Raw genomic sequence first — 10,735 nt, 5'->3', positions numbered from 1 at the left:
CTGATCGATGCCACGTAATCCGGGGTCGGCGCCACATCGCCGGGAAGCGACCAGATGCTGGCAGCCGCGAACGCGAGGCTGCCATACGCGATTCCAAACGATGCCAGCATCACATAGATGCTGGTGGTGAACGCCGACAGCGTGATGATCGACGAAAGCAGCATGCCGCCGACCATGCAGGTCTTACGCGACTTCGTCAGGCTCCAGCCGCGCTTATAGAGCGCATCCGAAACGATGCCGCCCAGCCAGCCGCCGGGTATTGAAATGAGCGCGGGAATCATGCCGAGCGTGCCGAGCGACTTGAGCGAAAAACCGCGCGTCTGCACGAGATAACTCGGGAACCATGTGATGAAGAAGTAGATCACGAAGTTCAGGCAGAAGAAGCCGAGCATCATGCCCCACAGCGTCCGGTGCCTGAAGAGCGACAACCAGGTGATCTTCTTGCCCGTTGCTTTCGGTTGAACCACGGGTTCCGCGCCTTCCTCGCCTGTCAGGTCACCGCGCGAGGGATTGCGATAGAGGACGAACCAGCCCAGGACCCACACGATTCCAAGCGCGCCTGTTGCGATGAACGACGCTTCCCAGCCGAAGCTGCTGATGACCAGCGCCACCACCGGAATGGAGAGCGCCGCGCCGACACGCGAACCGCTATCGAAGATGCTGGTTGCAAACGCGCGCTGCGCGGGCTTGAACCATTGCGCGACGAGTTTCACGCACGCCGGATAAGCGCCCGCCTCGCCTACGCCGAGCATCAGCCGGCAGCCGAACATGCCCGCTACGCTCGTGGCCGCCGCGGTCAGTGCGGTGAATACGGACCACCATCCCACCGCGAGCGGCAATGCAATACGTCCGCCGATCTTGTCGACGAACCAGCCGAACGGCATCTGCATGAAAGCGTAGGTCCAGAAAAACCCGCTCAGCACGAGCCCCATTTGCGCGGGACCAATATTGAGGGCCTTCTCTATCTGCGGCGCTGCGACCGCCAGATTTGCACGATCGATGTAGTTGATCGCGATAGCAAGGAAGCAAAGAAATACAACCATCCAACGCATCTTGCGCATGCTTTTGTCTCCTCCTGTATGCCAGGTAATTTTTTTGTCAGCTAGCCGTCACATGCTACCTGTTAAGCGCGTTCGTTTGCACAGATGGCTGCGCGCTTAAGGGTGTTCACCGATATACGTCTTACAACCCGAAAGCCTGCAACACCTATCCTTTACCGCTAACCGGCCCCGGTTTTCAGCGCGGCCACCAGTTCGATCTCGACCGGTATGTTGAACGGAAGGACATGCACGCCCAGCGCGCAGCGGGTATGCAAGCCGGTCTCGCCAAAGACCTCGATCAGCAGATCTGACGCGCCATCGATTACGAGATGCTGAAAATAAAAGTCGGGGGCGCTGCTGACCCAGCCCGTGAGCTTTACGATCCGCATCACGCGATCCAGTCCGATCTCGGCATCAAGCGCGGCAAGCGCGTTCATCGCGGATAAACGCGCCGCTTTGTAGCCATCCTCCTGCGTAAGCGTTTCGCCGATGCGTCCCGTATAAACCGGCCGCGGCCCGACCAGCGGCCCTTGCCCTGAAACGAAGATCAGGTTCGACGCCTCGACGACGGTCACATACGAAGCCGCAGGTTTGGGCGCGGCGGGTAATGCCAGATTCAGATCCTTGAGTCGCTGGTAGATGGTCATGTATTGGTAGTGAAAGGTTCAACCGTGGAAGGGCTCGCGAAAGTCGCCATTTTCATCGAACAATATTGGTTGATTTGCCGGCTTTTGGCATTGGTCCGGCGCTCACCCGTGAGCAATTTCTCAATGGCGCTTATCATGTTGGTCCGGCCGGGATCAAAACGCGTTCAATGCGTGCAATCGAACCGCCCTCTCAGCTCAACCATGCATCCAGGCATTCAGGCAGCGTGAACACTCTTACAAGCGAAACCCGATGGCTTTAACGCCGTTACGTGGCCTTCTGCCCTATCGGCGCGTGGCATTCTCCATGTCGAACGCGATCGGCGATTCGCTCGTCTGCATGGTGATCGTGCAGAACCTGATCAGGAATGGCATCGACGTAACGGTGTTCGGCGCGCCGGCGCATGCACTGCGCGCGTGGTTTCCGGATGCGCGGATCTTGCCGCTGCCGCACGTCAGCAAGATCAAGGAAACGTTCGCCCAGTTCGAAGCCGTATTCCAGATGCAGCCCGAGCAGCCGCTGCCAACGCTCACCGACATGCATGATCGCGTGATTACGCTGCACGACGTGGAGTATGGAAACAGGCAAGGCTCCATGGCCGAGCGATTCATGCATTACTGCCGCGACGAGCTCGGCATCAGCGGCGCGACATCGCACAACGGCATGACAGCGCTCAAGGGGCTCGTGCACAGGCGCCATGCAAACCGCGTCATCATCCATCCGGAAGCCAGCACCGGCGACAAGCGCTGGTTGCCGGCCCGATTCATGAAAGTCGCATCGCAACTGAAAGCACGCGGTCTGGAAGTCGTGTTCATCCTGGCGCCCCACGAACGGGAACGCTGGCGGGACCTGCGCCAGCAAGGTATCGCCGCGCCCAGGATCCACGACCTGAGCGAGCTCGCGGGCTACGTGTATGAGTCAGGCTGGTTTATCGGCAACGATTCCGGCATCGGGCATCTTGCGTCGAATCTCGGCATTCCATCTGTGAGTGTGTTCCGGCGCAGGAATGTGTCGGAAAAATGGCGGCCGGCCTGGGGTAATGTCGAAGTGGTGCTGCCGTGGCAATGGGTGCCGAGCGCATTCCTGAAGAACAAATGGTGGCGTCATACGCTGACCTGCGCCCGCGTGCTCGCTGGATTCGACAGGATCGTGCGCCGGCAGACGCTTGGGGTGCATCGTGTGGAGGAGGTGGAAAGGCACGAGTCGCGGGCGAGCGTCGCGCAACTGGAGGTCGAGACGCTTCGATGATTTGTCTTACGATCGACGCGACGAAATTTCAAAAGTCCGGTCGATTCCTACATGAGGCTGCCGGTCCTTGCGTGGCCCTTCCGACGGGACGCCCGCCTGCGAGCGGTGTGTGCGCCTGAGCACACTCGGCATTGATCCTGCTTCAGGCGAACGTTCGCCGTCCGCCGCAAACCGTTAATATCTGTTTCGAGCGATTTGCTTTTGTCTTCTGATGCGACCCGACCGTGCCCAACACAGACCCTTCCGACTACTGCCTGACGTGCGGTAATCCGCTGCCCTCGTCCGATACCGCCTGCACGCGCTGCAACGGCGTGTCCGCAAGCGGCGCCATGATCGAGCCGCATTTGTCCGGCACGGCCGCCGCAGGAACAGCCGTCCTGAGCGCCGCCGATGAAGCCACCCTCCCTGACCGCTTCGCGCAAAAGCGCGCCTCGATGGACTCGGCCTACCCAAGCGTCGAAGAGCCTGAACTGTATGACGAAGGCGCACCGGTCGCGACGGGAAGCGGGTCCGGCCGTGCACTCAGGCGCGCGGGGATTGGCGCGGCCCTCGTCGCGCTGCTGGCCGGCGGTTTGTACCTTGCCTTCGGCCCGACTCCCGGGCGTGGCGACTCGGAACTGACAGAAGCTGTCGCGCAGGACAGCATTCCGCACCTTGCGCCCGATCGGCTTATCGACGCGCCTTTCAGCACCAAGACCGCGTCGCTCGACCTGGCAGGCACCGTCGATGCCGCCAGGCTCTCCATGGTGCGTGGCGAATTGCGCGACGCCCGCACGCGCCTTTCGATGCTGCCAGCCAGTGAAAGCAAACGCGGCGACGTCCGTCAGATCACGAACGAGTTGATCCAGCGCGAACTTGCGCGGGATGCGGCGATGGGTCTTGCACGCGCATGCGAAAAAGCCGGCGATACACCGTGCGTGCTTCGAGCCGCGGGCGATGCTTTGGCCAGCGACGTCTCGGATTCGGAAGCGCGCGACATGCTGCTGCGCGCGGTGGCACAAACCGGTACGCCTGCCGGCGAACCCGCGATCATCGCGCCTGCAGCGGGTGTCAGCGTGACTGCGAGCCGGCGCGCGGACACGGCGAGATTGATTGCACGCAGACGTGCTACCGAGCGGCTCACCTTCCGCCGCGAAACCCAGTCGTTCGCCAACATCAGCGACATCTACTCGAAGCCTTGACGGACATCACGGAAGGCTTGGAGTCTCTTCAGGCGAGTTTGGTGACCGCGAGCGTCTGAATTGCGTCGTCGGCCTTCCTCGTCGTGCCGCCGGTTCTGCTCAACCATGCGTCCGGTACGAGGGAGCGACGCCCAAACCAATGCTGTCTTTCGGCGCATGCTGTTGCGGCCAGGTCGCGCCAGTGTCGCGCGCCTGAAGGTCGTTCATGAATTTAAAGCACCGCAAACGGCGTGAACAATTGCGAGATATTCTCCTGCTTCTCAAGGGTCCAGAACATTTGCAGTGCCTCTTGAGTGCGCGCGTCGCCAATTCGCGATGCCACGTTTTTGCGGAACTTCAATTCAAAGTCGTGCCGCTGCATCGGTCGCGTGGCGAAGCCGGGAATATCATCGACGCGTCGCGTGAAAGTGCGTCCATCGTCGCAAGTCGCTGTCACGATTGTCGCGTAGTACTTCGGGTACAGCTTCGTCAAAACCGGATCTTCCACGACCTTGATCTTCTGCATGAACGCGCGGATAGCCGGATCGTGCAGCGCTTTGTCGCTAAAGCTCGCGTGGCTGATGTCGCCATCGAACATGGCTCTTGCAGTCACGTACGGGAGACTGTGATCGGCGGTCTCGCTGGTGTCGGGCGTCCATTTTTGAGGGTCCATACCCGCTGAGAAGTAACCTTCATGGGAGGTCCGGATCTCGACATTCGTCACACGCGACAGATTCCCGACCTGCTTCGCCACGTCTATGCCTGCCGCAATGGCTGTCTGCGTGAGCGCCTGTGACGGGTAGAACTTGACCGAGCAATCGTTGATGCGAAAAGGGCGGCCCTTGCCGCCAAAAGTACTCGTGTCGATGGTGAACGGCCCGGACACCTGCTTGAAGAATCCGGCATCGCCCTCGAAGATGGGAGCAGGTCCAGTCAGGCCTTCCCGCGCCAGTGCGGCAGAGAATACGCCGTTGCGCGCGGCGTCGGCATCGGCGAGTCCCTTCCAGTTCGACATGGTCTGCACCCGCGTCTGGTTCAGCGCGAGATGGCCGTTGATTGCAAGGCTGACTGCCTGCGCGAGCTGCGCTGCCGAAAGCTTCATCAGCTTGCCTGCCCCGAGCGCCGCGGCGGGCAGGCTGTAGATCGGATGGTCCCAGCCGCGCGAGCTGAGCGATGCCGCGTCCATCAAGCGGCAATCGATTTCGTACGCTATGACGATCGCGAGGATCAGGTCGCGTCCATTTGCGTGTTCCGCCTCTGCCTGAGCGAGACAGGCCGACACGTTGTCGCTCGGATGGCCGATCTCCTTGCCCGCATAGACATCGTTCAGGTCGTAGTAGCGAATCGCGGCTCCGTTGGCGAAGGTCGCAAGATCCGGCGAGGCGCGACGCGACGTGCCGAGTACAGTCGACCCCGCTGCATCGCCCGCACCGGCGAGGGCGACCTTGCGCGCGATTGTCACCGGCCCTTCGCCTAGCGCCGCAACGCCGCATCCGAGCGCGTCGGCGAGGTGTGTCCTGACAGCTTCGATGGTCTGTTCATCGAGGTCCTCGTAGCGCAGTGCTGCCGTGTAAGCAGCGAGCTGCTCTGCAATCGAGGTGGCGGCCGGCGCACCAGCGGCAAACGACGATTGCAGCGCGGTGCCGCTGACCGCAAGCGCGCCAAGCGATTTGATGAAATGACGGCGATGCATGCATCGTCTCCTGTTATTTGTTATGACCGCACAGTGCGGTGTTGCACTACACCAGCAGCAGTAACGCAGCGCCGTACACCAGTGCGCCCACCACAAACGTCACCGCGGTATAGCCGAGCACACGCTGCACGCCGATGCCGGCCATCGCGACCACCGGCGCAGCCCAGAATGGCTGTAACATGTTCGACACTTGTTCGCCCATGGCGACGGCCATTGTTGTTGCCGGCACCGACGCATGCAGCGCGATGGCTGCAGGCACGACGAACGGTCCTTGCACAGCCCAGTGACCGCCGCCGCTTGGAATGAAGAACGTGACGATCAACGAGCACACATAGCTCCAGAACGGAAGCGTGTGTGCATTCGAAATCGCGATGAAGAAATGCGAAATCACGTCGGGCAATCCGGTCGCGTCCATCATTCCCATGATCCCGCCGTACAGCGGGTACTGGAGCATCATGGAGCCGGTCTGCTTTGCAGCGTTCTTCACGGCATCGGCGTATGCGAGCGGATATCCATGCAGGATCACGCCGCCTATGAACATGACGAAGATCACGCCGTTCACGCCTGAAAACGGCAGGTTCTCGATGCGCGCCAACACGAAAAACGCGATGCCCGCCACACCGACGAATGCGCTGCCGATCCAGGAATATTCGATCCAGCGCGCGAAGCTGAGCGGGCCGGCCGGTCGTTCCCGCTTCGGCGCGTCAGGATGCTTCGTCATGTCGAGCACCACCGAATCCTCGGCGGATGGCTTGAGCCACGCAAACACAAATGGCATTGCGACCAGCATGATGATCGTCGGCACGAGGTTGAAGCGCGTGAACACGGTGCTGCTCAATGGCAGCACTTGTCCGGTCAGCTTCTGCACGACGTTCATCGAACTGCCGGCCGTGGACTGCGCGAGCGCGATCGAGCCTGACATGCCCGTTGCCCAAACGACCCAGCCCGAAAAACCCGCCGCAACGATCCATGCAAAGTCGACACGCATGCGCTTCGCGACTTCGCGCGCCAGCAATGCGCTGATGACGAGCCCCAGGCCCCAGTTGCAGAACGATGCGACCGCGACGAGCAAAAACGTAAGCGCCGCCGCCTGGACCGGCGTGCGCGCGACCGAGACCAGCGCCTTGAACATGCGCTGAACAAGCGGCGCGTGCGCAAACGCGTGTCCTGTCACGAGCACCAGCGTGATCTGGAACGCGAACGTCAGGATGTCGAAGAAGCCCTTGTACCAACCCCCGATCAGGTGCGAGGCCGACGCACGCGGCCCGAATGCCGCCGACAATACCGCGACCGCGGCGGTAATCAGGATCGCGAGGACAAACGGGTCGGGGATGATCCGTTCGAAGAGCCTGACCGTCGCTTCGGTGAAACGCGTCTTGCGCTCGATGGGTGTTGCGGCAGCAGGTTTCATCGTTTATCTCTTGATTTTTTGTAGGTCGCGCGTTCTTTGGGCGCTGGGAAATGGAAGACTCAGGATTTTGATACCGGATCCTCTTGATTCGGAAAGTCATACAGCGCGGCTGCGTTGTCCACCAGGATGCGGTCGCTGACCGCAGTATCCTCGGTCCATGTATCGAGCAGATCGAGCAGCCGCGTGTCATCGGGCTTGTGTGACTCTGTCACGTGCGGCCAGTCGCTGCCCCAGACGACGCGATCGGGCAGCGCGCCAATCCATGCACGTGCGACCGGTGCAGTATCGGCATAGTCATCGGCGAGCCCCACGCGAGAGTCGAGATACGGTCCGGAGAGCTTGACCCAGACGCGACCCGATTCGGCCAGATCACGCACGATATTGAACGCGGGATGTGAAGCACCGTCGGGTAATGGCAGACGCGCGAGATGATCGAACACGATTGCGGATGGCAGGCGTGCAAGCATCGCCCGGTGCTCGACGATCTGCGCAGCGGTCCAGTGCAGTTGCACGTGCCAGCCGAGTTCCGCGACGCGTTGCGCGAGTGGCTCGACCATATCGAAGCGGACGGCGGCATTGGCCGGGGTGTAAAGCGTGAAACGGATACCCCGAACGCCGCCATTGTGAAGTTGTTCGAGTTGTGCGTCCGTCACTTGAGGCGTCAGCACGCCGACACCGCGCGTTCGTTCGCGGCCAAGCGCCTGGATTGCATCCAGCGTGACGCGGTTGTCGGAGCCATAATTGCGCGGCGTTACGACTACGGTGCGGGCCGTGCCGGTCTGCCGCTGTACCTCGAGATAATCCGCAGCGCTCGCGCGATCCGGGAAGTTTGCCTGGCTTGCGCCATCCGCGAGGAAGCGGCGGTCGTACACGTGCATGTGCGAATCGCACGCGCCTGCAGGGGCTCGGCGCCCGGCGGGTTGCGCGTTATCTTTACGCGACTGCGAGTTCATCATCGTCTCCGTTTTATATGTCGGGCGTGCCGCCCTGTCACTGACACCGCGCTGCACTCTCTCCCTACAGCACCGCGCGTTTCGCACGCAGCGCCGCGATTTCGTCATCGCTCAGACCTGCGTCGCGCAGCACCGCATCCGAATGCTGGCCGAATGCAGGAGCGGCTTGCGGCGTATGCGCTGTCGCGTCTCCTGCTTTATCGCCGAAACGGATCGGATGCTGAAAGCCGCGGTAACGTCCGACGCCGGGATAGTCGTAGGTGGCCACCATGTCCTCCGCAAGCACCTGCGGATCGTCGAACATGTCTTCGATGGTGCGCGCGGCCGAGCACGGCACCGCGTCGCCGAACAGCGCTTCCCATTCCAGTGCGCTACGCGCTGTCAGCGCCTGGTGCAATTTCGGTACGATTTCATCACGATGCATCGCGCGCTTGCGCACCGAGTCGTAGCGTTCGTTTTCTGCAAGTGCGCTGAGCCCGGTTTTCTCACACAGTGCCTGCCAGAAGTGTGGCGTGTTCGCCGAGATATACAGGTAGCCTTCGCGAGTCGGATGGATGCCTGTGATGCCGCCCGAACGCATATCGCGGCCAACGTCTTTCGGTTCGCTGTCGGCCCAGATCATCCGCGCTGATTGCATCGTGAGCGCGCTGCGCAGCAGCGATACACCAACGTACTGCCCCTCGCCGGTACGCTCGCGCTCGAAAAGCGCGGAAGACACGCCCGCCGCGACGAGCGCCGCAGCGTAGTAGTCAACCACCGAGCCGTAGAGGATTTCCGGCGGCCCTTCGCTCGGGCCTTGCAGTGCACACATTCCGCTCATCGTTTGCAGGACCTGGTCATAGCCGGCCTTGTCCTTCTTCGGGCCGGTCTCGCCATAGCCGGTGACTGCGCAATAGATCAGCCGCGGATTGATCTGGCGAAGCTGTTCGAATGCAATGCCGAGACGCGGCGGCACGTTGGGGCGGAAGTTGTGCACCAGCACATCGGCGGTTTTGACGAGTTGCATCAGCACGTTGAGTGCCTCTGCTTGCTTCAGGTCAAGGACCAGACCGCGCTTGCCACGGTTCACACCCAGGAAGGCGCGACTTTCGGCTTCGAGGGTGGACGGATATTTGCGCAGATTGTCGCCAGCAGGCGGTTCGATCTTGACGACATCGGCGCCCTGGTCCGCGAGCAGTGTGCATCCGTACGGACCTGCAATGTAAGCGCTCAAGTCGAGCACGCGAATTCCCGATAGCGGGCCTGTCGTGCCGGTCGTGGCTGCGTGAGGCGAATGTTCCATGTGTGGCTCCATCGGTTCCCGGTTCGACGTGGCGGATTCAGTGATCATTCAGCAGGCCAAGGCGTTCAGCATCACGGACCAGTGCGCGCGCGCGTTCGAAGAACGGCGGATCGATCATCTTTCCATCCACCACGTACGCACCGACGCCGCGTGCTTCGGCGTCGCGTGCCGCGTCGAGGACGCGCAACGCATGGGCGATCTCCTCGTCGGAAGGACGGAAGATTTCGTTGGCGAGCGCAATCTGGCTTGGATGGATGCAGCTCTTGCCGAGAAAACCCATCGACCGGGCGAGTTGTGCTTCGGCACGGAAACCCTCCTGGTCCTTGATGTCGGCGAACGCGGAATCGTAGGCGAACACATTCGCTTCGCCGGCCGCAATGCGCAAGCCGAACATGGCCTGCTGAATGGCAACTGCTTCGCGACGCGCAATACCGAGCGGCTCGAACAGATCGCCCAAGCCGAGTTGCAAGCCCGCGACGCGCGGGTGCGCAGCGGCAAGCTGGGCGGCGTGGCGTAATCCTTTGGGTGTTTCAATGTTAAGCAGCAGCCTGATCGGTGTGGTTACGCCGTTGGCCCCTTCGGCGCGCTCGAGCACATCGGCGGCAGCGCGCACGTCGTCGACCGACTCCGCTTTTGGCAGATTGATCAGATCAAGGCCGCGCTGTGCGATGGCATCGATGTCCGCATTGAAATAAGGGGTGTCGAGCGCGTTTACACGCACTATCAGTACCTTATTGGCGGCAGCGATGAGATCGGAGCGTAGCAGTTCGCTCAGTGCAGCCCGTGCTTGCGGCTTGCGTTCGGGCGCAACCGCGTCTTCGAGGTCGAATGAAACTGCATCGGCGGCGCTGGCTAAAGCCTTGCTGAACAACTCGGGTCGCGAGGCTGGCACAAACAGTTTGCTTCTCATGTCTCCGCTCTGATCTATTTGAATTATCACGATCCAGTCTAAGTCCTGAATGAATTTAGATAAACTATCCGAACCTATCTTCAAAAGATGCAGAATCTATCTTTATGGACATCGCTTTTCTCGCGAATTTCTTATTGGTTGCCGACAGTGGTTCTATCGCGGAAGCAGCGCGCCGGATCGGGATAACACCGGCTGCGGTGGCCCAGCAGGTCCAGTCGCTGGAACGCGCATTCGGGGCCGAACTACTGGTTCGCTCGGGGCGCACGGTCATGCCTACGGAAGCCGGCTATCGCGTGATCCAGCGCGCGCGCAGCCTGGTGCACGACTTTTCGGAGTTGAAGGCGTTCGCGCTCGAAGACGACGCGGCGGGCGAACTGCGGATCGGCACGATTA

At 61.3% G+C, this 10,735-nt stretch carries 10 protein-coding genes; 3 read left to right on the top strand and 7 right to left on the bottom strand.

Features of this window, described 5'->3' with window-relative positions; all coding sequences use genetic code 11:
- Together ACFFAR_RS13800 and ACFFAR_RS13795 are read right to left on the bottom strand one after the other, a co-directional pair.
- Positions 1-1,061 (bottom strand): MFS transporter (locus ACFFAR_RS13800; protein WP_375508013.1); only part of this gene is annotated, 1,061 nt, incomplete at its 3' end.
- Positions 1,062-1,219: 158 nt separating this feature from the next.
- Positions 1,220-1,687 (bottom strand): Atu1372/SO_1960 family protein, encoded by a 468-nt coding sequence (locus ACFFAR_RS13795; RefSeq protein WP_174364091.1) that lies wholly within the window; start codon positions 1,685-1,687, stop codon positions 1,220-1,222.
- A 304-nt stretch (positions 1,688-1,991) separates the two neighbouring features.
- On the opposite strand from ACFFAR_RS13795, the gene ACFFAR_RS13790 reads away from it, so the two are divergent.
- Positions 1,992-2,933, top strand: a complete 942-nt coding sequence (locus ACFFAR_RS13790) for a glycosyltransferase family 9 protein (RefSeq protein ID WP_231941335.1) — start codon at positions 1,992-1,994, stop codon at positions 2,931-2,933.
- A gap of 224 nt (positions 2,934-3,157) precedes the next feature.
- The gene (locus ACFFAR_RS13785; RefSeq protein WP_174364093.1) at positions 3,158-4,114 is read left to right on the top strand and encodes a hypothetical protein; all 957 of its coding nucleotides are present in this window, start codon (positions 3,158-3,160) and stop codon (positions 4,112-4,114) included.
- A 211-nt stretch (positions 4,115-4,325) separates the two neighbouring features.
- Here the strand turns inward: ACFFAR_RS13785 and ACFFAR_RS13780 are convergent, their stop codons facing one another.
- The 5 genes from ACFFAR_RS13780 to ACFFAR_RS13760 all read right to left on the bottom strand — a co-directional run bounded on the left by ACFFAR_RS13780 (position 4,326) and on the right by ACFFAR_RS13760 (position 10,342).
- Complete coding sequence (locus tag ACFFAR_RS13780; protein ID WP_174364094.1) at positions 4,326-5,786, bottom strand: MmgE/PrpD family protein; 1,461 nt, start codon at positions 5,784-5,786, stop codon at positions 4,326-4,328.
- Between the two features lie 46 nt (positions 5,787-5,832).
- Entirely contained in the window at positions 5,833-7,197 is a 1,365-nt protein-coding gene (locus ACFFAR_RS13775) for a short-chain fatty acid transporter (protein ID WP_375508012.1), read from the bottom strand.
- Between the two features lie 59 nt (positions 7,198-7,256).
- The gene (locus ACFFAR_RS13770) at positions 7,257-8,150 is read right to left on the bottom strand and encodes an amidohydrolase family protein (RefSeq protein WP_174364811.1); all 894 of its coding nucleotides are present in this window, start codon (positions 8,148-8,150) and stop codon (positions 7,257-7,259) included.
- A gap of 64 nt (positions 8,151-8,214) precedes the next feature.
- On the bottom strand, positions 8,215-9,432 hold the full coding sequence (locus ACFFAR_RS13765; protein ID WP_075357754.1) for a CaiB/BaiF CoA-transferase family protein: 1,218 nt from the start codon (positions 9,430-9,432) through the stop codon (positions 8,215-8,217).
- Between the two features lie 37 nt (positions 9,433-9,469).
- Complete coding sequence (locus tag ACFFAR_RS13760; protein ID WP_375508014.1) at positions 9,470-10,342, bottom strand: HpcH/HpaI aldolase/citrate lyase family protein; 873 nt, start codon at positions 10,340-10,342, stop codon at positions 9,470-9,472.
- A 104-nt stretch (positions 10,343-10,446) separates the two neighbouring features.
- On the opposite strand from ACFFAR_RS13760, the gene ACFFAR_RS13755 reads away from it, so the two are divergent.
- On the top strand, positions 10,447-10,735 hold a 289-nt coding region (locus ACFFAR_RS13755), incomplete at its 3' end, for a LysR family transcriptional regulator (RefSeq protein WP_375508011.1).

Origin of the sequence: uncultured Caballeronia sp., assembly GCF_964243625.1 — a bacterium.
Lineage (GTDB): Bacteria > Pseudomonadota > Gammaproteobacteria > Burkholderiales > Burkholderiaceae > Caballeronia.
Note: the sequence above shows the minus strand (reverse complement) of the source record. Positions and strands in the feature narration are given on the sequence as shown.

Excerpts from the sequence above, each read along its gene's own strand:
- ACFFAR_RS13795 (WP_174364091.1), bottom strand. The coding sequence starts at position 1,687 with ATGACCATCTACCAGCGACTCAAGGATCTGAATCTGGCATTACCCGCC.
- ACFFAR_RS13790 (WP_231941335.1), top strand. The coding sequence starts at position 1,992 with ATGTCGAACGCGATCGGCGATTCGCTCGTCTGCATGGTGATCGTGCAG.
- ACFFAR_RS13780 (WP_174364094.1), bottom strand. The coding sequence starts at position 5,786 with ATGCATCGCCGTCATTTCATCAAATCGCTTGGCGCGCTTGCGGTCAGC.
- ACFFAR_RS13775 (WP_375508012.1), bottom strand. The coding sequence starts at position 7,197 with ATGAAACCTGCTGCCGCAACACCCATCGAGCGCAAGACGCGTTTCACC.
- ACFFAR_RS13770 (WP_174364811.1), bottom strand. The coding sequence starts at position 8,150 with ATGAACTCGCAGTCGCGTAAAGATAACGCGCAACCCGCCGGGCGCCGA.
- ACFFAR_RS13765 (WP_075357754.1), bottom strand. The coding sequence starts at position 9,432 with ATGGAACATTCGCCTCACGCAGCCACGACCGGCACGACAGGCCCGCTA.
- ACFFAR_RS13760 (WP_375508014.1), bottom strand. The coding sequence starts at position 10,342 with ATGAGAAGCAAACTGTTTGTGCCAGCCTCGCGACCCGAGTTGTTCAGC.